Consider the following 22,456-nt stretch of genomic DNA (forward strand, 5'->3'; position numbering starts at 1 on the left):
TTCCTCCTCTCGTTTTTAGCAAAGGATTCCCCATGTTACTGGCCTCTCTCGCCATTTTGGCTGGCTTCGCACTGCTGGTTTGGAGCGCAGACCGCTTCGTAGATGGTGCCGCCGCCACAGCCAAACACGCCGGTATGCCCAGCCTACTCATCGGTATGGTTATTGTTGGTTTTGGCACCTCGGCACCGGAAATGGTGGTATCGGCCATGGCTGCCCTGGAGGGCAATCCGCAGCTGGCCCTTGGCAACGCACTTGGCTCCAATATCGTCAACACCGGCTTAGTGATTGGTATCACCGCCGTATTTGTGCCTATTTTGGTCAGTTCGCAAATCGTCAAACGCGAACTGCCGATTTTAATCGTCATTACACTGATCGCCGGCGCCATGTTCTATGACGGTGCCCTCACCCGCACCGAATCGTTTATATTGCTGGCGGGCTTTTTTGGCGTGATCGGCTGGCAGATTTTTAATGGCCTGCGCGGCGAAATCGACGCCCTGGCCGCCGACGCAGAGCAAGAAGTGGCCAGCCACGATATGGCCCTAGGCTTGGCCATTTTTTGGCTGGTAGCCGGCTTTGTGTTATTGATTGTCAGTTCTCGTGTACTGGTTTGGGGGGCGGTGACTATCGCTCATTCCCTGGGTGTTAGCGACCTTATTATTGGTCTTACCATTGTCGCCCTGGGAACCTCCCTGCCCGAGCTGGCCGCCACGGTGATTGCCGCCAGAAAAGGCGAGCACGACATCGCGCTGGGTAATGTGGTCGGTTCCAACATGTTCAACCTGCTGGCCGTGGCTGGTATCGCCGGCGCCATCACTCCCATCCCGGATATATTGCCCGAAGTCATGCAACGGGACTGGCCGGTAATGCTGGGCTTAACCCTTGCCATGTTTGTGATGGCCTATGGCCTCAAAGGCCGCCAGGGACGCATCAACCGAGTCGAAGGTGGCCTGTTAGTGGTCGCCTTTGTCGCTTACAACGTGTGGTTAGTGCAATCGGTCTTCGCCGCTGGCTGACCGGTTGCCAGCAACTTTGGCCCGTTGAACGTGGCCCCTGGCCTAGTGCTCAACGCCCACCCCGCCTAATATAGTGAAGGCTATCTTAGGCGGTTCTCTCCTCCCCCGCCTCGGCACACGTGAGCTCCATCAATGTCGGACTGCAATGCCATTCATTGATCGCTAACCAGTTATTTTCTGAACACTGATCGCCAAAAAATAAAAACCAAAGAGGCTATTGTGCGAAAACCCATTTATCCCGGTTGGTGGCAGGTAGCCACCGTGCTCACGGTTCAAGCTGTGTGCTCGGCCAGCATTTTTACCGGCTACTCCATCATTGCGGTGGCTTTGAAAGCCGAGTTCCAGCCCAGTAATGCGCAATTAATGATGGGCGTGATGGTGGTATCCATGTTGTCCGGGGTGCTCAGCCCCGTAATTGGCCGGGCCTTCGATAACTTCTCCATACGCCTGCTGATGGCTTTAGGCGGTGGCTTTTTAGGAGGCGGATTCTTGCTGCTGTCGTTTACCAGCAGCATGTTGCAAGTGGTGGCGGTGTACGCCGTGTTTATGTCGATGGCCACGATTCTCTTAGGGCCCATTGCCGCCTCTGCGCTGCTGGCCCGCTGGTTTGATCGACGCCGTGGCATGGCCATGGGTATTGCCGCCAGCGGCGGCGCCCTAGGCGGCTTGTTAATTCCACCTTTACTGCAGTGGCTATTGCAGGGCATGGAATGGCGCATGGCATTGCGACTGTACGCGCTCATTACGTTTCTGCTCACCAGCCCGCTGATTTTATTTTTGATCAGCAATCGGCCCCAGGACCGCAATATCACGCCAGAACCCCCAGGCCGGCAACAGCCCGTAATCAGTCCACAGGCCAGCATTACAACCAAAACCTTGCTGAGCCAACCGCGCTTTTGGATAACCTCCGTGGTTTTGGGCAGCCTGTTCGCAGGGCCCATGGGTGTGGTGAGCAATATGGTGCAATTCAGTGGTACCAAGGGCATAACCGCAGCCAAAGCGGCGCTGTTGTTGTCGGTTATCTCCGGCGCTAATTTTGCCGGTAAATTGATTGTCGCCAGCATCAGCGACCGGATCAGTCTCAAACTGGCGTTATCCACCATGCTGGTGGCAATGAGTTTGGCAATGCTGGGGCTGTGGCAGCTCAATCAGTACGCCGGGATTATGGCAATGGTCACATTAGCGGGGCTGGCTGGCGGCGGCACGCTACCGCTTTGGAGCTTGTTGATATCTCGGCTGTATGGGCCTGCTCAGATTGGCAAAGTGATGGGCGCAATGTCGTTTGTGATTATGCCGTTTTCTATGCTGGCGCCCCCCACTTTTGGCTGGGTGTACGATCAACATCAACAATACAATGTGGCCCTCATTGGCGTGATGGCCCTGCTGGTTACTGCCCTCGCCCTGCTCAGCCAAATCGCCACAGAGAACCAACCGGCTGCAGCAGCCAAACCGATGAATTCGTAACCTCTCAGTCATCGCCCCAGTCTAATCCAATTGGATGAGTCAGCCGTACAACCGAGCAAATAGCTAAAGAACGGCCCTAATGTGACTCATTCCTCTACAAACACTGCCACCGTTAAACAGGTCGCTATCCTTGGCGGGTCCGGCGCCATCGGTAATGCCCTGGTGCGAGTGTATCAACAACAGCGGAATACCCGGGTTTGGTGCCTGAGCCGAAGCCAACCGTCCAACGTTGGCGATGAAGGTTTTATCAAAGCCGACGTCACCGATGAGGCAAGCCTTCTGGCCGCAGCCCAAACGCTAAAACAAAACCCGCCGCTGGATACCCTCATCATCGCCACCGGAGCCTTACACAGCGAGGCGATGCAACCTGAAAAATCCCTGGCGAAACTGGAAGCCGAGGCATTTTTAGAATCTATTCAAGTAAACACCCTGGGCCCGGCCCTGGCTATAAAGCATTTACTGCCATTGCTGGATAAAGGCTCAGCGTCGCGCTGTGGTGTGTTATCGGCACGGGTTGGCAGCATTGGTGATAACCGACTTGGCGGTTGGTACAGTTATCGCAGCGCTAAGGCGGCGTTGAATATGTTTATCAAAACCGCCGCCGTCGAATTGGCCCGCAGCCACAAGCACAGCGTGTTGGTTGGCTTGCATCCGGGCACTGTGGATTCCGAGCTGTCCAAACCGTTTCAGCGCAACGTCGCACCGCAAAAATTATTCACGCCCAGCTACTCCGCCGAGTGTTTGATGGCGGTACTGGGCAGTAAAACGAACATCGACAGCGGCCAGGTGTTCGCCTGGGACAACACCCCCATACCCAACTAAGCCGTTATGCCTATTACTACACTGTATTGGTTTACCAACGACCTACGCATCCACGATAACCCGAGCTTCCACGCCACGTGTAGCAAGACCGACGAATTGGTGTGCGCAGTGGTTTTGGACCCAGCCTGGCTAGCAAACAACCGGTACGGGCTAAGAACCATGGGCCAAAACAGGCTAAGGTTTTGGCTGCAATCCGTGGCCGAGCTCAGCACTGCTCTGCGCCAGCGCGGTGGCTACTTACACTGCCTTTTTGATGAACCGGTAACGGCTGTTACCGCATTGGGCGAGCATTTTAACGTCAGTCGCGTTGCCGCCAGCACACCCGTTGGCTGGTACGAAAACCAACAGCTGCAGGCGGTCACAAAGGCCCTAAACGATTGCACCGTTAGCCTGGCAAACAGCAGTTGTTTATTCGACCAAAGCCGCCTGCCCTTTGCTTACTCCGAGCTACCGGCCAGCTACAGCCGGTTTCGCAAGCAGGTAGAGCCGCTACTGGCCGACATCGCTTTTGATCCATTAACGGCGCCCGACTTCCTGCCCGAGCAACCCAACCGGCCACACTTTGCGCAACTCAGGGCATTTCCGGAAGCAACCGCAGGCGAGCAACCACTGCCGTGGCGAGGCGGGGAGCAATCGGCACAACAACACCTGCACAGTTACTTCAGTACTGATAACGCCAGCCGTTACAAGGCGGTGCGCAACGAACTAGACGGCTGGCGCAACTCCACCAAGTTTTCCGCCTGGCTTGCCAACGGCAGCCTGGGCCCGGGGGCTATTCTGCGCGCTCTTCGGCAATACGAGGCAGACAATGGTAGCAACGATTCAACCTACTGGATTGGCTTCGAACTGCTGTGGCGGGAGTACTTTCAATGCTACGCCCGAGCACACGGAACCCGCCTGTTCCATCCCCAGGGCATCAAGAACAAACCCACACATACCAGTTACTACCCCGGCCGTTTTAAGCAATGGTGCCAAGGTAATACCCCCTACTCACTGGTGAACGCCTGTATGAAGCAGCTTAATCAAACCGGTTATATGTCCAACCGCGGCCGACAAGTCGTCGCCAGTTGCTTTGTCAATGAGATGGGACTGGATTGGCGTTACGGCGCTGCCTACTTTGAGCGCCAACTGGTGGACTATGACGTGGCCAGCAACTGGGGCAACTGGCAATACTTGGCCGGCGTAGGTTGCGACCCACGAGGCAAGCGGCATTTCGACATCAATAAGCAGACCGAACAATACGACCCCGATGGCGAGTTCATTATGCGTTGGCAAGGCCAGAAACACGGCCTGCCCCTGGACGCCGTCGACGCGGCTGACTGGCCCTGCGGCTAGTAGTAGTCCAGTACACGTATCCAATTACAAGTATTTGTGCCTGCCTATTCCAGAAATGATTTCAGCCGCTATAATACTGTACACTTAACCAGTTAACTTACTATGAAGCTGAAACAGAAACTCGCCATATTAGCTGACGCCGCCAAATACGACGCCTCCTGCGCCAGCAGCGGCACGGTTAAACGCGACTCCAGTAACGGTAGTGGCGTGGGCTCTACCTCCGGCGGGATGGGGATTTGTCACAGCTACGCCCCAGACGGGCGCTGCATCTCTCTACTTAAGGTGTTGCTGACCAATTTCTGCATTTACGATTGCAGTTATTGTATCAACCGAGCTTCCAGCCCCATAGAGCGCGCCCGCTTTAGCGCCGAGGAAGTGGTCAACCTCACCTTAGATTTTTACAAGCGCAACTACATCGAAGGCCTGTTTCTAAGCTCGGGCATTATTCAAAGCTCAGACTACACCATGGAGCAGTTGGTGCGTGTGGCCAAAACCTTGCGGGTCAAACACGATTTTCGCGGTTACATTCACTTAAAAACCATCCCCGATGCTAGCCCGGAGCTATTGCGTGCGGCGGGCATTTACGCCGACCGCCTTAGCATTAATATCGAACTGCCCAGCAAGCGCGCGCTGCAAGAGCTAGCCCCGGAAAAAAACCCCAAAACCATCCACCAGTCTATGGGCACCTTGCAAGACCACATCAACGAAGCCAAAGAGCACAAGGCCGACAAAGAAATTGGCAGCCGGCGCAAAAAGAAAGCCAAGTTTGACTACTCCCCCGCTGGGCAAAGCACCCAATTAATCGTCGGCGCAGACCCATCCACCGATGCCAAAATTCTCACCTTGAGCCACGGTTTGTACCAGCGCTATAAAATGCGCCGGGTGTATTATTCAGCGTTTAGTCCTATTCCGCATTCCGACCAACAACTGCCGTCCATGCCGCCGCCTTTAATGCGCGAACACCGGCTGTACCAAGCCGACTGGTTGCTGCGGTTTTATGGCTTTAACGTCAATGAAATTACACCCATCGGCAACTCAACCTCTGCCGATGCAAATCAGCCCAATACAAACCAGCCAGAAGCCCATCAAATGCTGGACCTGGACATCGACCCCAAGCTGGCCTGGGCCATCCGAAACCGCGATTTATTTCCCGTGAATATCAACACCGCCAGTAAAGAGATGATATTGCGCATCCCCGGCGTGGGCGTGCGTGGCTGCGAAAAAATAATACAAGCTCGGCAGTTTAGAAGGTTGCGCATTGGCGATTTATCCCGCTGTGGTTTATCGGCCAAAAAAGTGGGACCGTTTATCGAAACCGCCGATTACAACCCGCACAACAAATTACTTACCGCGGCGGATTTGAAAGCCCATTTTATGCAACCTAAACAAGCTCAACAATTATCATTATTTTAAGGTAGGCAACGTGTTTGAAGTCGACGTAGACGATTTGAAAGCCTGGCGTAAACTGACACGCAAACTGTTAAAGCGCAAAATCGACCCAACCCAACTTACCTGGAATAGCACCGGCCAACAGGCCCAACAAGGTTTGGTGTTCGGCGGCGACGACTTTGAACAAGTAGATGTGGTTAATCCCACACCGACCATCACGGCTGAGTTTTTACAGCTCTTGGCCAGAGCCAGTTGCTACCGCGACGAACAAAAGTGGGCCGTATTCTATAGCCTGGCCTACCGCTTGGTGTACGAAAACAAAAACCTGCTGCAAGATGCCATCGATCCCCAAGTAAAACTGCTACGCCATTGGCACCAGACCATCTGCCGAGACATTCACAAAATGGAAGCCTTCGTTCGCTTTCAAAAACTCGATCACGATCTGCTAGGCGAGGTGTACTTTGCCTGGTTTGAACCCGAACATGACATCTTTGCCACCGCCGCGCCCTTTTTTGTGAAGCGGTTTAAAAACATGACTTGGTCGTTACTCTCTCCCAGCGGGTGCATGCACTGGGATCAAACTATACTGACATTCAGCGAAGGCATAGCCCGGCCCCAAGGCATGCAGGACGATTGCGAAAGCTTGTGGCAGCAATACTACCGCAGTATTTTTAACCCGGCCCGCCTTAAGGTGCAGGCCATGCAGAGCGAAATGCCGAAAAAATATTGGAAAAACCTACCCGAGGCGGCCCTAATCAAGGATCTTATTCGTAACGCACAAAGCACCAGCGAAGGCTATGTTGCCGCCGATGCCGCGCAACCCTGGCAAAAAACGGCCAAATCCAAGCGAGTACAGCAGCAACAGGCCGAGTTAAGACAGAAGCGCAACGACTGATCATCTACCAGCGCTTGCTCTGCACTGTTGGCTTGATCAATGTGCAGCACCTCCATTACAGTGCAGACTAACCGTTCGCTCATCCACACCAAGTACTCTCTGTGTCTAAATCACCAAGCCCATTTCAGGCCGCCTCCCCTCATTTGCCCTCGCGGGGCAGAACGCTATTGTTGTTGGCATCCATCATTGCCAGCACCATTGTCGGCCTCGCCGGTACCGATTTGGTACTGCCCGCAGTGCCACAACTCGCCGACTTTTTGCACGGCACTAGCACCCAAGCGCAAATGGTCTTGGCAAGCTTTGTGGCCGGAGTTGGTATCGGCCTGCTGCTGTTTGGCGAAGTGGGCGCCCGCTGGGACCAGCGTATGATCATCGTCGCCGCCCTGGGCCTGTATGGCTTATTTTCTGTCCTGGCCACCCTTGTGACCAGCTTGCAACAACTGATAGCACTGCGGTTTTTGCAGGGCTTGGCCAGCTCCGCAGCCGCTGTATTTGCACCGGTTATGATTCGTACCCTTCTGCCCGAAAACCAAGCCATCCGGGCCATCGGTGTAATGAGCAGTATTGAATCCTTAACACCGGCGTTGGCGCCGATATTGGGGGCATGGCTATTGGCAATATGGGGCTGGCAAGCCAGCTTTTGGACGGTGGCAGTAGCCTGCGCGGCGTTACTGGTGATTTGGTGGCGGCTCTACCCAACCATGCCGGTTAACCCACCCTTAGACAGCAATCACCACTACGGACGGTTGCTGCGCCACTCTCGGTTTCTGCTTTTAGCTAACAGCCAAGCCTGTGCGCTGGGCGGCTTATTGGTGTTTGTGTTTGCTGCACCCGCTTTATTTGCCGGCCCACTGGGCGGGGATATTCGAGACTTTGTGATAATGCAAATGATCGGCGTGAGCTTTTTTATCGCCTCAGCCAGCAGCAGCCACTGGTGGGTAGAAAAGTTTGGCCGCGCGCCCATGATCTGCGCCGGCAGCGTGATTAGCCTTATAGGCGCCACCGGGCTTTGCCTCTATGGGTTTGCTATTCAGCAGGGCTGGGCAGCAACTCATAATTGGGCTGTTTGGCTGTTGTTTATTTGGGTCAACCTAGGCTTTGGCGTGCGTGGGCCACCGGGCTTCTATGCCGCATTGGAGTCCGCCGGCGCCGACAGCGCTCGGGCCAGCGCACTGATCATATTACTGGTAATACTGGTCGCCGCCGCTGGTACCGCGCTTATAGCGCCGTTTATCAGCCAGGGCCTATTTGCCATAGGCGCCGTGGTGACAGCGATTTTCGCCGCAGCGTGGGTGCTCTTTTTGTTCGGCCATAAAGGCTAGCGAAACACGCTAGTGCCAAGCTCCGACTACTGCACCCATAACCGTGAAGGTAACCACCTGATAGCCGGCGTTAACGAAATAAAGCTGAAATGGCCGGTTTTCAAATAGGTCGTTTACCAAAAAAGCCATGGCCACCCAACCGAAGCCTGTGAAAAATCCGTACATCGTGCCCGTGGCCAAGGTGGACTGCGGGCCTAAAAACAAAGCCAAATTCACAGCTACTATAAACAACGCAAAGAAAGACCCGCCAAAGATAATGGCAGGGTGACGCATTTTGCCCTGTTTGCTTTCGTAACCCACCGCCTGCATCCAATACACTCCAAACATCATGGGTGAATACCAGGCTGCTCCTATGGCAAAGCCCAGCAAACTAGCCACCAGCACTGCAAAATAATTAATGTCAGCCATCGATGCCCCCGTATTCTATGTAAGTGGCAATGGTCACTGCCGATTTGCAATACCTCTTAAACAGGCTTGTAACTTTTACAAACCATAGCGTGAATAACAAGGATTAGCGTGTCCATAGCGCATTAAACCAGCCTAAGCCGGCGGATTTTGGGGTTTTTCCGTGTTGGCATGGTCCTAGCTACCACCTACACGAGCCTGAGTAAGTTAGCCTTAAACAGAGGCACTTACTCTAAGCTGCTTGAACCCACTTAATCTGCACATGCAGGCAATCAATGAGCTGGTAATTACGCGTTAGACGCCACCAGCGTTGCCATCGCAGAAGGAGAAAACGATGAAATTGCTACATAAAAAATCACTAGCCGCAGCCGTCGCCAGCGTTACATTAGTGACAGCGCCACTGACTTTCGCCGGCATGGATAAAGACTCCGTTGCCAACAAAACTGAGTCTGCCGTTGAGCAAACGAAAGATGCTACCCAGGACGCTACCCAAAAGGTTGGCCAGACCATCGAGCAAAGAACCGACGAGGGTGAGGCTTACTTCAAAAACGGCTGGCAGGAAGGCAAGATCGAAACGGCTTTTCTGTTTAACGAACATCTAAACAATTTTAAACTGGATTCCGAGGTCATAGACGGTAATGCTGTACTTACCGGCGAAGTCGATTCCAGTGTTAAGAAGGACTTGGCCAATGAGATCGCTCTGTCAATCGAGGGCATAGAGAGCGTTGATAACCGCATCGAAGTCGTTAATGACGAGCAAAAGGATGGTGAGCGAAACGAATTCCTAGCCTCGGTACAAGATGCCACCATAACGGCCGTTATCAAAATGAAATACTTGGTGAACGATGACCTCTCGGCCATCGACATTAAAGTTGATACCAAAGACCAAATAGTAATATTGAGTGGCGAAGTTGAAACAGACGTGCAAAAACAGCTGGCTGAAGCCATTGCCACCAACTCAGACGACGTTGTTGAAGTACAAAATCAAATCAAAGTACTTCAAAGCTAACCCTATAAGCAGCGCGATTAGCGGGCACTAGCCCGCTTTTTTTCGTTTACACCACAATGCCAAAGACCCACGTGCTGGCAATCAACAATCCCGCCGCAGACATTGGCACTGTATAAGAGAAACGCTACTATGACGCATGAGAATGCCTGGGCCAGACCCAAACAGCACAGCCACATATAACAAGCCACTAGTGCTTGGTTTAAGGAACACAAAATGTCAAAAGTACTCCTCGTTGATGACGACTCTCTATTCACCGATGCCACCTCCGAGCTCATCAAACTGCTTGGTCACACGGTAGAAATTGCGTCAACCGCGCAGGACGCCAACCAACGCTTAAATAATGAACACTTTGACGTGTTAATGCTGGACATCATGCTTCCCGACGGCAACGGCTTCGACATTCTGCACAACCTAAGCGCGGAATCCCGCCCACCCAAGGTCGCGTTTATCACCGGGCACTCAGCCATTAAATCCATGGTAAATTCCATCGCTGGTCCTGGGGTGAGCTATCTGCTTAAGCCCATCGACTTGGCCAGCATTGAAGCCCTTTTGTCAGAGCCAGAAGACGCTACCGACAGCAACGCCCATTTCGGCGTGCTGGTAGGTGAATCGCCGGTCATCAAAAAGGTGTATAACTACATCGAAAGGGTGGCGCCAACCCGCGCCAACGTCATGATCATGGGCGAAAGCGGCACCGGTAAAGAGCTGGTTGCACAGGCCATCCACAACGCCAGCAAATGCAGCGGTGCAATGGTTGCCGCTAACTGTGGCGCCTTCTCTCCAGAACTGCTCAGCAGTGAATTGTTCGGCCATGAGAAGGGCTCGTTTACCGGCGCCACCAGTCGCAAAATCGGCCTATTTGAACAGGCCAAGGGCGGCACTTTGTTCTTGGACGAAGTCACCGAAATGCCCATCGATATGCAACCGACGCTGCTAAGGGTATTGGAAACTGGCATGCTACGCCGTGTAGGCGGCACCGAAGATATCCCCATAGACTGTCGCGTCATTTCTGCCACAAATAGATCCAGAGATCAATTAGCCACCGAGCAGTGCCTACGCGAGGATATTTATTTCCGCTTGGCGGTCTTCCCTATTGACCTGCCACCGCTACGCAACCGCGGCAACGATGTATCTCTGCTGGCAGACTACTTTGTTGCGCACTTCAACAAAGAACAACAACGTAATATCGTGTTAACCGACGATGTCAAACAACGTTTAATAGACTACAACTGGCCAGGTAATATCCGGGAACTGCGCCATACTTTGTATCGAGCCTTTATTCTAACGGACTCAACCACCAATACGTTGTCGTTGCCACAGGAGTTTTCTTCGCCGTTTGCAGAAAGTACCACTTCGCAAAACGCACTCACCGCCGGCACCACCATTCAAGAAATGGAAAGACAATTGATTACGGTAACGTTAGAACAAGTAGACGGTGACAAACCCACCGCCGCAAAAATGCTCGGCATTAGCCTTAAAACCTTATACAACCGACTCAACCAGTACGAGTGAGGCCTCAACACGTGCCAGAATTAACCCAACAACAAAGCCAATCCGAGTTTCGCCACACCGTCCGCAATCACTTGAATAATATTTCAGTGCACGCGGAGCTCGCTAAACTTCTGGCCAGTAAAAATGCCGAGGGCGCCGCGCAGCTCACGGCCTGTATAGATAAAATTTTGTCTGAGTGCAAGTTGTGTGCCCAAAGCATTAGTAAAACGGACAGCAATTAATTAGCGGCGGCGGCAAAGCTACCTCCCGGTAAGGGGCTTACACCAATATTGATTTTAGGCACCCCAACGCCGCGTTAAGCCAGTTACGGCTTTAACCGATATCTGTGTCCAAGGCTGTTGCGAACGACGAGCGTTTGCATACCTTAGCCGGGTAATAATTCGCCCAGCAACGTAGACTTAAAACCGAAATTCCGAGGTAGTGCATGCCACAACGTGGCCGAAAGTACATTCGAGTTTGGGCGGGCACCATAGGTGTCGCCCTGGTGCTGTTGTTTTTAAATGCATTGCAATCCTACCAAGCGTTTTCAAACCTGGCAGAAAACGAATCCGACGCAAGCCTCACTAAATCCGTACTGCGTACGATTAAAGACTTCTATGCAGCCGTACAAGACGCTGAATTGGGTATGCGTGGTTTTTTTGTATCCGGTGATGAGATGTACCTGGATGGGTATTTTTTTGCTGTCAATGAAATCAATTTGCACCTTACTCAGTTAAAGCAATATCCCTCCCTGCTAGGTCAAAGGGAAAACATTACCACGTTGGAACGGCTAGTTATCGCTCGGTTAAAAGCTACGGCGTTGCACATTGAAAAAAAAGAGCGCAAGCCGGATTCCCTACCGCTGGCCGAGCGCTGGATGCAGCAAAGTTACACCAGCATGACGGAGATCTCTTCGTTAGTGTCAGCCATGGAGAGCGCTGAATACGCCCACTTGGCGGAACAATCGCAAAAAGCGGCCGCCAGCGCTAGGCACCTGCGATCCACCATGATAATCGCCAATATCGTCGGCCTTGCTTTGATTGTTCTGGTCGCGGTACAAGTGTACCGAGCGCTGGTTCGTCACCGGCAAGAAAACGATCGCCTGGAAAACATGGTGCAAACGCGTACTGAAGAACTACAACACTACTCCAACGAGCTACAGCGCAGTAACCGCGAACTGCAGGACTTTGCATTCGTGGCGTCCCATGATTTGCAAGAACCACTGCGTAAAATTCAGGCCTTTGGCGGGCGAATTAAAACCATTTATCAAGGCAAGCTGGGCGACAAAGAAGACTACATTGACCGTATGCAGGCTGCCGCCGAGCGCATGTCGCGTTTAATCGACGATCTGCTAGCCTTCTCCCGAGTCTCCACTCGTAAAGAACCTTTTATCGAGGTTGATTTAAATCAGGTACTGGCCGATGTTACAGAATTGCTGGAGCTGAAAATTCAAGAAACCCACACTGCGGTGAGTATTGATTCATTGCCAACTATTGATGCAGACCCCTCGCAGATGCGGCAGCTATTCCAAAATCTGCTGACCAATGCCATCAAGTTTGTTTCGCCAGGTCAAACACCGGCCATTAGCATTAGTTGCGACACTACCGACGACGAGCAAACCGTTATCCGCATTAAAGATAACGGGATTGGAATCGAGCCGCAGTATTTAGAAAAAATCTTCACGCCGTTTCAGCGTCTTCACGGCCGCGACCGCTACGAGGGTAACGGCATAGGCTTGGCGATTTGCCGCCGCATAGTAGAGCGGCACCAGGGTTCAATAGAAATCCACAGTGAGCCCAGCTTGGGCAGCACATTTGTGATTACACTGCCAACTAAAATCAAAGAACCGCTCTGGGGCAACGACGACGCGTTAACATTCCAGGAGAGTGAGGATGAATGAATCTATGCTGATACTCATGGCTGACGATGACAAAGACGACCAATTACTGGCCAGAGATGCCCTACTGGAAGGCAATGTGCGAAACGAAATTCGATTTGTACAAGACGGCGTAGAATTACTCGAATACCTGCGCGGAGAAGGCAAATTTGCCGGTGACAATCCATGGCCGGGCATAATCCTGCTGGATTTGAATATGCCGCGCATGGACGGTAGAGAAGTGCTGAATGAAATTAAAAAAGACCCTTGCCTAAGGCGCATACCCGTGGTGATACTAACCACATCTAAAGCTGAGGAAGATATGCTCAAAGGCTACGAGCTAGGTGCGGCATCCTACTTTACCAAACCGGTTACCTTTCAAGGGCTGGTGGAGTTAATGTCTGCACTGGGCAAATATTGGATTGAGTTCGTGGAAATCCCAAAACACAGCACCGCGCAAAACCTGCTAAGAGACTCACCATGAGCCCCGCCAACAAAAAGATCAACATTTTACTGATCGAAGACGATGAAGACGATTTTATCATCACCCGCGATCTGCTCGAGGACATCGAAGGTGGCGACTACGAGCTGCACTGGGCCCCAGACCTCGGCCTAGCCCGCAAAGCCCTGGCTCTAAACGAGCACGATATCTGTTTGATGGACTACTCCTTGGGCGCAGTTGATGGTGTGACGTTACTTAAGGAAGCCAAAACACTGGGCTTTACTGCGCCTGTTATTATGCTCACTGGCCAAGACGACACTCGCCTGGACACAGAAGCCTCTCAGGCTGGGGCCGTAGATTACCTTGTAAAGTCACAGTTGAGCGCCTCACGTTTAGCCCGCGCCGTACGTTACGCGGTAGCCCGCAAACAAATTGAAGCCGAGCGTGTTGAGCGCATGCGGGCTGAATCGGCCAACCAAGCCAAAAGTAAATTTTTAACGCATTTAAGCCACGAACTGAGAACACCCCTCACCGCCATCCTCGGCTATGCCGATTTACTTCTGCACGAAACCCAAACACCTTCCTCGGTGGAAAAGCTGGGTATTATTAAACGCAATGGGAATCACCTGTTAAGCCTACTCAATGACGTACTGGATTTATCCAAAATCGAAGCTGGCAAACTCGACGTAGACAAAACCGAGACCTATTTAACACCGCTGTTGACCAACTTAATAGAGCTGTTGCAGGTTAAGGCCAACGATAAAGACTTAACATTGGCGTTTGTTGCCACTGGCAAAATACCGGAGCAAATAACTACGGATCCACTGCGTTTACAACAAATACTGCTGAACCTACTAAGCAACGCCATTAAGTTTACCAATCAAGGCAGTGTTACTCTGCGCATAGACCCAAGCCCCGAAGAAGAAATCATTCGTTTTACCGTGATCGATACCGGCATTGGTATTGAAAAACGGCAGATCAATAAACTGTTCCAGCCGTTCTCTCAACTACACCCTAGCCAGGTTGGTCAGGAGTCTGGCTCGGGACTTGGTTTAGCCATCAGCGCACAATTAACGCAGAAGCTGAATGGCGACCTCAGCGTAGAAAGTGCCCTGGGAGAAGGCAGTCGATTTACCGTCAGCTTACCCATGCAAGCGAAGAACACCCATTGGGTGGATTTAAAGCTAAAACACAATACCAGCTATGAAGCACCAACCCCGGCACCACAATTACAAGGTCGAGTACTGGTAGCGGACGACATTCCGGAAATTCGGGCTCTGGTATCACAAATTATTCGCATGACCGGTGTGCATGTGGATTCGGCTGAAGATGGCCAAGCGGCCTGGGATATGATTCAACAGCACGGCCACGACAACCCCTACGATTTGATCTTTCTCGACGTACAAATGCCTCGCTTAACCGGCCCAGAACTGGCACAAAAGCTACGCGCTGCGGATTACCCCAACCCCGTGGTGGCACTCACAGCCCAGACCATGGATGACCAAAAACAACAGTGCTACGACGTAGGCTTCAATGCTCACCTGGGCAAGCCCATTGACCGGGACCTTGTTTGGCAGTTACTGAAACATTACTTAAAAGCCAAGTCCAACACCAAGCGAGTCTTAATCGTAGAAGACGATCGCGATGCGTTGGAAGTAACAAGCCAAATCTTGGAGTTATTGGGAGCCGAAGTAGACTGCGCCAGCAGTGCCCAAGAAGCCTTAAATAAGGTAAATGATAGCCTTGACGGCATACTCCTGGACATCAATCTACCAGACATGCGCGGCGACGAGCTGGCCCCTAAACTGCGCAGCAAGTTGCATGACTCAGCTAAGATTTTAGCCGTCAGTGGTGAACAACTCTCCAAGGCCGACCTGTTTAGTTGCGGCTTTAATGACAGTTTTATCAAACCACTGGACATGCAAAAAATTCAGGCCCTTATGGATGCACTATAGCCAAGCAGACGCCGCGTAGGTGAATGGATCCTGCATCGACAGAAGAACACACTACAGACAGGTGCACGCGTAAGAGGTGGCTGACAAGGGTCAGCCCCTGTACCCTACTCTGCTTTTTCATGCTCAGCTTTTCTCCGCTTTTCGCTCCTCTAGTCTCATTTGAAGTGCTCTTTCCTAACATGCCAAGACGGTGTCTATGTACCTTACGCAGTTGGTTCATTTTTTAAAAGCAGCCCGCCAGATTAACAGAATGTAATGTTTACAGCTGAAACCAGCGTTTTTTTCCTTTCTACTATCATTCAAATCGAAAATTTCAACCATACAAGCGGTAGGCCAGAGATAAAGCGCACTTTGATTGTTGGCACAGCATTCGCTTAGTAACACGGTAGGTTATTAGAAGTAACTAGATAGGCGACTATCAGACAATGAACACCAACCACGGTAGTGGTTGCAAAAAAAGGATTGATTGAATTGTGAGGTTTAGCTGGTCGATGATTTTTCTATCGTTAATCGCGTTCGGATTCCTATTCGCACAAACTGGAACTCCAAGCACGGTAATGATTGGAAAAATTATTTTCACGGCCGGGGTGCTGCTTTGGATAACGCAACTCTCGCAGCTAGTGCCCAAACCGAAACAACAGCCATAACACAATTTTTCAATTGCCAATTCCACCCATTAGGAGACGATCATGACAATGAATCAAAACAAAACCATTAAACGCGTATCTATGGCCGCAGCCGCAGTAGTTTTCACTGCCATGCTTGCAGCCTGTGACGACGGCCCAGCGGAGGACGCCGGCGAAAAAATCGACGATAGTGTTTCGGAGATGAAAGATAGCACCAAAGACGCCATGAACGACGCCGGTAACGCCATTGAAGACGCCTGTGAAGACGTTAAAGATGCAGCCGACGCCGAAAACTCTAATTGCTAACCTTAACAACTGGTAGCTACTAAAAGTCACCCAACGCAGCGCTTCTGGCGCTGCGTTGGGTTTGACTCCTTATAGTTACACGTCAAGTTCTCGCTTGATTATCGAGGCAGCACCACAGCCTCAAGCCAAAACTCTTGCACTCGCGCCATCAAATCACGGTACCCACTGGCGTTTGCCGGCTTGATCAAATAAGCATTAATACCGTTTTTGTATCCAGACATCACCTGGCTTTGTTTATCGTTTGCGGTTAAAAACACAACCGGTATATGGCGAAGTCGCTCACTTTGTCGTATTTTGGTGAGCGCTTCATCTCCAGTCATTATGGGCATGTTGACGTCCATAATAATCACGTCCGGCAACTCTGAGGTAGGGCTTTTCAGCAGATGTTCCAGTGCCTGAGCGCCATCCTCTGCTACGTCCAAAATGCTGCTTACTTGCAAGCTCCTCAGCGCTCTGCGCACGCTTTCACGGTCGGCTTTGTTGTCATCTACCAGCAATAATCTTTCCACATTACTCTTCATGCTAGCTCCACTATCGCTCTTTGGGTATCACCAGGGTAACGGTTGTACCCTCATTCAATTGTGACACCAGTTCGATGCTACCACCATGTTTTTCGATGACCTTAGCGACAACCGCCAAGCCAATACCTGAACCACCATAGCTTTCTTGGCTATGTAGCGTTTTAAACGGTTTGAACACCTCCGCTTGATGTTTTTCAGCAATGCCAATGCCGTTGTCGGAAATACCAAGTGCTATAGAGTCGCCTAAATCGGTACTAGTAATCGTTAATTGAGCTTGCCGCTCTGGGCTTTTGAATTTAATCGCATTCTGTAGGATATTTTGTACCGCTAATCCAAGCCGCGTACTATCGCCTTTTATTCGTCCCAAGGTATCAGCGACGGTGACCCGTGCCCCTTCATCTTCAACTAGGGTTTTTAGTCGCGCCACTGCATCATTAATAAGTTCATTTAAATCGATCTCCGTTTCATCGATTTCAGCCGCCCCCACTCTAGCCAAACGCAGTAAATCATCAATCATAACTGACATTCGTTCGCCAGCAGACTCGATAAAGTTTAAATCTTCTTTCACCAATTCATCATCGCCTGTGGCCAAATCGCTCTGCAAATGTTCGGCAAAGGTGCGCATGGTTCGCAACGGCTCTTTTAAATCATGGGACGCCTGAAACGCAAATTGTTCTAATTCCAGATTCGAGCGCTGCAACTCCTCCTGAAGCCTTTTTAGTGGGTTGATGTCAGAAATTGACCCCGCCAATTCATGCCTATTATCAACGCCCACGGTATAGCTTCGACCTCGAATCCGATACCAGCGAAACTCATTCGATGCGTGAAGTAACCTAACCTCTAAGTCGATATCTTGGCCGCGCTCTACGGCAGCTAACAATGCCGCTCTTGCAGCATCATAATCTTCGATATGCACTAGCTTTTCTAAGTGCTCGCAGCTAAAGTCAAAATCTTCACTGGTGTAACCCAGAAGTGCCAACGTCTGCTCGCTGCACTGAAAGGAAGACTCATCAGCCAGATTCATACTCCAAAAGCCATCGCTACTACCCTCAGTAACCCGAGACAGCTGATTTAACGCATCTTCTAGTTTAGCCTCTTGGACCAATGTCTCAGTGATATCTCGACACACCAATGAATAGTGGCTGACCGCATCCTTGTTATCACGGTGCACCATTAAAACTGCACGCAATGGAATCTCGCGCTTGCCATTGACTTTAAAGTCCCCGGACCAACTGCCATCTCGCAAAGCTATGGCAAATTGGGAAGCACCGAAATCTGAACTGCCTGGCGACAACCATTCTTCTTTGCTATAGGTATCCGTGAAGATGCCTTGATGTTCAAACGTTCGGTTGCTGTAAATGATCTTTTGCTCAGCATCAAACTGAAAAATGTACAGTAAGGGATGGTCGATAATGCTTAATAGCCGCGCTCTCTCTGTTTGCAATCGCATCTCGCGGTCTATGTCCAACAAAGATCCAACCACGCGCATCTTGCCGTGTTGGTCGCGCTGACTTGTGGCATTCATGGTAAACCAGCGATAATCTGAACCAGACCCTACCGCTATTCTCACACGCACTTCAGCCGCATGACCGTTGGCTCGCAATTGAGCCACGTTTTCGACCAAACCGGGCTTATCCTCTGGGTGAACGCGCGCCAATAATCGACTAAAACTCGCGGGCTCGGCATCCGGTGCTACGCCCAACATATGATAGAATCGTTGCGACCAATACATGTCATCGGCTTCGTTGCTCTCCAATTCCCAAACTCCGCCACCATAGGCCGATACGGCCAAATCGTAACGGCGCTCACTCTCAGACAGCGCTTGCCGTGTATTGTGGGATACTAAGAGAAGATAAACGGCAATGGCCACCGACAACACAGCGATAACAATTGCCACGGTTTGCCACAACAAGCCACCGCCAGAGCCATTTAACGCGACGCTCTCCAGTTCAGCAGCCACTAGCAGCGCGCCCACAACACCCGCAGTGACCATTGAGTACCACGCCGGCGGTAACCCTTTGGCTGAGCCAAGCTCAACCCTACATAAAAGTAGCAATACACCACTTAACATGATGAAGGCGGAGGCCGTGTGAATCGCCATGCCGGATAGATTCGGCAATACCCTGGCATACTCAAGTGACATCAAATATCCAAAAAAGGATGTCAGTGAAATAATCAGATTGACAGCGCCAAGATAGAGCACCAACAGCAGCAATGATCGTTGTTGTTTTCTCTGCCGACCTAAAATAAATAGGGCTGCGGCTGAGGCAATAAAACAGAATGCCGTTGTAATTCCCATTCGTCCAGGATAGGGCGTTAGCACAGCTACAAATGGCTTAATGAAAAACTGATCTAAAAATATTTCAACATTAAGCCAATAGCCTATGATTGCTGTGCAGGCAAGCCCAGCTATTAGCGCTGCAAAAAGGATGACTACCGGGCCTTGTCCAAAGCAAATCAATATTAATGCCAACGCCAGCAGAAAAAAACACAAAGCAGTATTGAATTGCATCGGCACTGAGTTGGGAATAACTTGTACTAAAAAATGGTTTTCTCGCAGCCAACCATACATAACGAGGAGAGATAGCAACACAATAGAACTGGATAAACCAATAGCCAATCGAAATTTATTTTTATTGTCGCCCAAATCCCGCCCGAACATTGCTTTCCTCTTTAAAATTGTTTACGTTGTATCTTTTTATACAGATACGAACATAAAGTTCTTTCCTGCGCCTCAATTGTGGTACCTCACAAGGCTGCATCTCAATCAAATACATTAACCCGATGTTTTTTTTACTTTTAACTTTAGTGAGACGCTCGAACGGAGATTTGGCCACTAAACAAGTTGATAAGTAAGTATTAAATAGCTATACCTGTATATTCATTGCAGCAGCAGACACCTCAAATAAGGAAGTCGCATGACCCGCCGATCCGATACCGCGTTACGGAAGTCTATTTCCCAAATCGAGGAGATGTTACTGGCTAACCCCAGCAAGGAAACCGTATTTTCGCGCTGCACGGCCCTACTGATGCAATTGTTCGACGCGCGCTACGGCTACACTTTTCGATGTCGTGATTCCGATAGCCAAGGCATCCCCTGGGAAATGGTGTCCTGCCAGGAATATAACGGCCATACTCTACACACGTTATCAGATATCAACACTAGCACTTACCTGCCCACGGCCGATAAAGAACTATTCAAAGCGGGCAAATGTTACTACGCTAATCTACAACCCTTTGACCATCTTATCTGCTTACCCCACGACCACCCTGAAATTAACAACCTGTTGTGCATACCCTTGAGCGATGCTCGTTACATACACGGTGTCATCTACTTATGTAATAAACCCGGTGGTTTTGATGAAAGCATGGTAAGCCGAATTCGTCCCTTCACCGCTGCAGCGAATTGCATACTACGCGCCACTCAACCGCAATGCCAGCAGACATTGCTCGCCAAGGCCGACATCTCCCCCGCCAGCATAAGCAGCCTGCCAACCTCCACATCACTGATTAATTGCCTGGAGGCTTTTTTTAACGCAGTCCTTTTTGTCGATGAAGATCACACTGTTGCCTCCTGTAACCAGGCCTCTGCAAAGATGATTGGGCTGCCGCGTCGTGAGATTATCGGAGTTCATATTGGTAAGTTCTTAGTAAAGGGCATACCGCAGTCCCACCGCGCTAAGCTCTTCGACGCTTCCACAATAAGCGACAACTTTAACTACAATTCTCTTTGGCGTGGCGTCTCAATCGTCACCGCTAAGGGCACCAACACCCTAGTGGATCTATCCACCTTTGATATCGTGGTGGGTAATCGCCGGCTCAAGGGCTTGGTGATGGACGACATCTCAGAGCGCTTAAAATCGGCCAACGATTACCAAGCATCCTTACAGCGGTTCGACGTGCTAACCAGCTTGGCCCCGGTAGGCATTGTCCAAATTAATCACCAATGGGAATGCACCTACGTCAACGATAAGTGGTGTGAATTTACCCAATCGACGCCGGATGAAAGCTTTGGCGTCACTTGGATGGACGGTATCCACCCCAGCGATGCAGAGCAGGTATTGCTAGAGCTGCGCGCCCAAACCACCAATAGTGGCGAATATGAAGGTGAATTTAGGCTGGTAACACCCCTGGGCAAGATCACCTGGGTTAAAGCCAATGGTATGAGTTTGTACGATTCTAAAGGCAAAATTGCTGGCCTAATTATGACCTTTAGCGATGTCTCTGCCCACCGGTTAAACGAACAGCGGTTGGAGCATATAGCCAGCACCGACCAACTCACAGGATTAGTCAACCGCACTTTTTTTAATGATCGCATAGATCAGGCTCTCAAGGGCGTACCACGCTACGGCAAGGTCGCAGTGATGTTTATTGACTTAGATGACTTTAAGCACATTAATGACTCACTCGGCCATGATTTTGGCGATACGTTGTTAGTAGAGGTGGCACAACGCCTAAAGCGAACACTACGCGACGTTGACACCATAGCCAGAATCGGCGGAGACGAATTTACCGTTATACTCACCCACGCCGACAGCGCCGCCGTAATATCCTCCGTGGCCGATAAACTGCTGAAAGCCCTGGCCAGACCATTTGAAATAGAACATCGGCGCTTATTTGTAACCTGCTCCATCGGTATTGCACTGGCCGAACAACCGGACACCGAAGCCAAGGCGCTATTAAAGCAAGCCGATATTGCTCTTTATAAGGCGAAAGAGGCGGGCCGCAACCAATACCGGCATTACACCAGCGACCTAGATAAAGAAGTTAATTACCACATTCATCTACGGCACAGCCTACGCGACCCTAAGCGCCACGATTTTTACATCCACTATCAACCCCAATATGACGCCGAAAGCCAAAAGCTTATTGGCTTCGAGGCCCTGTGCCGCTGGCGACACGAGGAAGTTCAACCCATCGGGCCAGATAAGTTTGTAGCAATGATTGAACAATTTGGGTTAATCAATGAATTTTCACAGTTGATTCTGCAGCAAATCTTTGCCGACTTAAAACTGTGGCACGCCGATTACCCTGAATTCCAGCAGCTCAAAATCTCAATTAACCTGTCCGCCAAGCAATTCAAAAACCGAGAGCTGGCCACCAGCATTAATAACCTTTGCATCACCCACGGCATACGACCACACAACATCACCTTGGAGATTACAGAAACTGCGTTGATTGAAGACCCCACTCTGGCACTTAAAACATTGTACAAACTGAAACAATGGGGCTTTGGATTGTCGCTAGACGATTTCGGCACAGGCTATTCTTCTTTGGCCTATATGCACAAGCTGCCGTTGGATTCGGTAAAAATTGATAAATCTTTTATTATTGACTTGGAAGACAACCCCGATGACGCCAAAATCGTCACCGCCATTATTCAACTGTCTAATTCACTAGGCTTAAGTGTTATTGCAGAGGGTGTTGAGAGCGAACAAACCAGCCGCTGGCTACAAAAAAACGGCTGTAACCTGCACCAAGGGTTTTATTTTGGTAAACCCATGGAATTAAAACGCGCACAAGAGCTTCACGTTTACTGCCAAGCAGGTGATAATACCGATGCCGCTCTAATGTAAAACAAAGCA

General features: G+C 50.7%; 19 protein-coding genes. 16 read left to right on the forward strand and 3 right to left on the reverse strand.

Going from position 1 to position 22,456, the window contains the following annotated elements; genetic code table 11:
- Nucleotides 1-32 precede the first annotated feature (32 nt).
- The 7 genes from ACGHM3_RS18655 to ACGHM3_RS18685 all read left to right on the forward strand — a co-directional run bounded on the left by ACGHM3_RS18655 (nt 33) and on the right by ACGHM3_RS18685 (nt 8,240).
- A complete protein-coding gene (locus ACGHM3_RS18655; RefSeq protein ID WP_345422302.1) occupies nt 33-1,013 on the forward strand; it encodes a calcium/sodium antiporter in 981 nt (326 codons plus the stop codon).
- A 219-nt stretch (nt 1,014-1,232) separates the two neighbouring features.
- Nucleotides 1,233-2,477 (forward strand): MFS transporter, encoded by a 1,245-nt coding sequence (locus tag ACGHM3_RS18660; RefSeq protein WP_345422299.1) that lies wholly within the window; start codon nt 1,233-1,235, stop codon nt 2,475-2,477.
- A gap of 81 nt (nt 2,478-2,558) precedes the next feature.
- Nucleotides 2,559-3,299: an SDR family NAD(P)-dependent oxidoreductase gene (locus tag ACGHM3_RS18665; RefSeq protein WP_345422296.1), complete on the forward strand. Its 741-nt coding sequence runs from the start codon at nt 2,559-2,561 to the stop codon at nt 3,297-3,299.
- A 6-nt stretch (nt 3,300-3,305) separates the two neighbouring features.
- Nucleotides 3,306-4,634 (forward strand): DASH family cryptochrome, encoded by a 1,329-nt coding sequence (locus tag ACGHM3_RS18670; protein WP_345422294.1) that lies wholly within the window; start codon nt 3,306-3,308, stop codon nt 4,632-4,634.
- A 102-nt stretch (nt 4,635-4,736) separates the two neighbouring features.
- Nucleotides 4,737-6,047 carry a putative DNA modification/repair radical SAM protein gene (locus ACGHM3_RS18675; protein WP_345422291.1) on the forward strand — a complete coding sequence of 437 codons (1,311 nt, stop codon included), beginning with the start codon at nt 4,737-4,739 and terminating at the stop codon, nt 6,045-6,047.
- Nucleotides 6,048-6,057: 10 nt separating this feature from the next.
- Nucleotides 6,058-6,918, forward strand: a complete 861-nt coding sequence (locus ACGHM3_RS18680) for a TIGR03915 family putative DNA repair protein (RefSeq protein WP_345422289.1) — start codon at nt 6,058-6,060, stop codon at nt 6,916-6,918.
- A gap of 101 nt (nt 6,919-7,019) precedes the next feature.
- A complete protein-coding gene (locus tag ACGHM3_RS18685) occupies nt 7,020-8,240 on the forward strand; it encodes an MFS transporter (protein WP_345422286.1) in 1,221 nt (406 codons plus the stop codon).
- Between the two features lie 9 nt (nt 8,241-8,249).
- Here the strand turns inward: ACGHM3_RS18685 and ACGHM3_RS18690 are convergent, their stop codons facing one another.
- The gene (locus tag ACGHM3_RS18690; protein ID WP_345422283.1) at nt 8,250-8,648 is read right to left on the reverse strand and encodes a DUF1761 domain-containing protein; all 399 of its coding nucleotides are present in this window, start codon (nt 8,646-8,648) and stop codon (nt 8,250-8,252) included.
- Nucleotides 8,649-8,979: 331 nt separating this feature from the next.
- Here ACGHM3_RS18690 and ACGHM3_RS18695 point away from each other — a divergent pair, with 331 nt between their 5' ends.
- The 7 genes from ACGHM3_RS18695 to ACGHM3_RS18725 all read left to right on the forward strand — a co-directional run bounded on the left by ACGHM3_RS18695 (nt 8,980) and on the right by ACGHM3_RS18725 (nt 16,350).
- Nucleotides 8,980-9,654, forward strand: coding sequence for a BON domain-containing protein (locus ACGHM3_RS18695; RefSeq protein WP_345422280.1), 675 nt, complete (start codon nt 8,980-8,982; stop codon nt 9,652-9,654).
- 213 nt (nt 9,655-9,867) lie between these two features.
- Nucleotides 9,868-11,166, forward strand: a complete 1,299-nt coding sequence (locus tag ACGHM3_RS18700) for a sigma-54 dependent transcriptional regulator (RefSeq protein ID WP_345422277.1) — start codon at nt 9,868-9,870, stop codon at nt 11,164-11,166.
- An 11-nt stretch (nt 11,167-11,177) separates the two neighbouring features.
- Complete coding sequence (locus ACGHM3_RS18705) at nt 11,178-11,387, forward strand: hypothetical protein (protein WP_345422275.1); 210 nt, start codon at nt 11,178-11,180, stop codon at nt 11,385-11,387.
- A 203-nt stretch (nt 11,388-11,590) separates the two neighbouring features.
- Nucleotides 11,591-13,045 (forward strand): ATP-binding protein, encoded by a 1,455-nt coding sequence (locus ACGHM3_RS18710; protein WP_345422272.1) that lies wholly within the window; start codon nt 11,591-11,593, stop codon nt 13,043-13,045.
- Nucleotides 13,038-13,505: a response regulator gene (locus ACGHM3_RS18715; protein WP_345422269.1), complete on the forward strand. Its 468-nt coding sequence runs from the start codon at nt 13,038-13,040 to the stop codon at nt 13,503-13,505. The genes ACGHM3_RS18710 and ACGHM3_RS18715 overlap by 8 nt, the downstream gene beginning before the upstream one ends.
- The gene (locus ACGHM3_RS18720) at nt 13,502-15,418 is read left to right on the forward strand and encodes a response regulator (protein ID WP_345422267.1); all 1,917 of its coding nucleotides are present in this window, start codon (nt 13,502-13,504) and stop codon (nt 15,416-15,418) included. The genes ACGHM3_RS18715 and ACGHM3_RS18720 overlap by 4 nt, the downstream gene beginning before the upstream one ends.
- A 689-nt stretch (nt 15,419-16,107) precedes the next feature.
- Nucleotides 16,108-16,350: a hypothetical protein gene (locus ACGHM3_RS18725; RefSeq protein ID WP_390517415.1), complete on the forward strand. Its 243-nt coding sequence runs from the start codon at nt 16,108-16,110 to the stop codon at nt 16,348-16,350.
- Nucleotides 16,351-16,448: 98 nt separating this feature from the next.
- Here ACGHM3_RS18725 and ACGHM3_RS18730 read toward each other — a convergent pair whose 3' ends face one another.
- Nucleotides 16,449-16,871, reverse strand: coding sequence for a response regulator (locus ACGHM3_RS18730; RefSeq protein ID WP_345422264.1), 423 nt, complete (start codon nt 16,869-16,871; stop codon nt 16,449-16,451).
- A gap of 10 nt (nt 16,872-16,881) precedes the next feature.
- Nucleotides 16,882-19,014 (reverse strand): ATP-binding protein, encoded by a 2,133-nt coding sequence (locus ACGHM3_RS18735; protein ID WP_345422261.1) that lies wholly within the window; start codon nt 19,012-19,014, stop codon nt 16,882-16,884.
- Nucleotides 19,015-19,255: 241 nt separating this feature from the next.
- Here ACGHM3_RS18735 and ACGHM3_RS18740 point away from each other — a divergent pair, with 241 nt between their 5' ends.
- Together ACGHM3_RS18740 and ACGHM3_RS18745 are read left to right on the forward strand one after the other, a co-directional pair.
- Nucleotides 19,256-19,651, forward strand: coding sequence for a hypothetical protein (locus ACGHM3_RS18740; protein ID WP_345422258.1), 396 nt, complete (start codon nt 19,256-19,258; stop codon nt 19,649-19,651).
- Nucleotides 19,652-19,789: 138 nt separating this feature from the next.
- Entirely contained in the window at nt 19,790-22,447 is a 2,658-nt protein-coding gene (locus tag ACGHM3_RS18745) for an EAL domain-containing protein (protein WP_345422256.1), read from the forward strand.
- Nucleotides 22,448-22,456 lie beyond the last annotated feature (9 nt).

This window comes from Halioxenophilus aromaticivorans, from assembly GCF_042850945.1.
Classification (GTDB): domain Bacteria; phylum Pseudomonadota; class Gammaproteobacteria; order Pseudomonadales; family Cellvibrionaceae; genus Halioxenophilus; species Halioxenophilus aromaticivorans.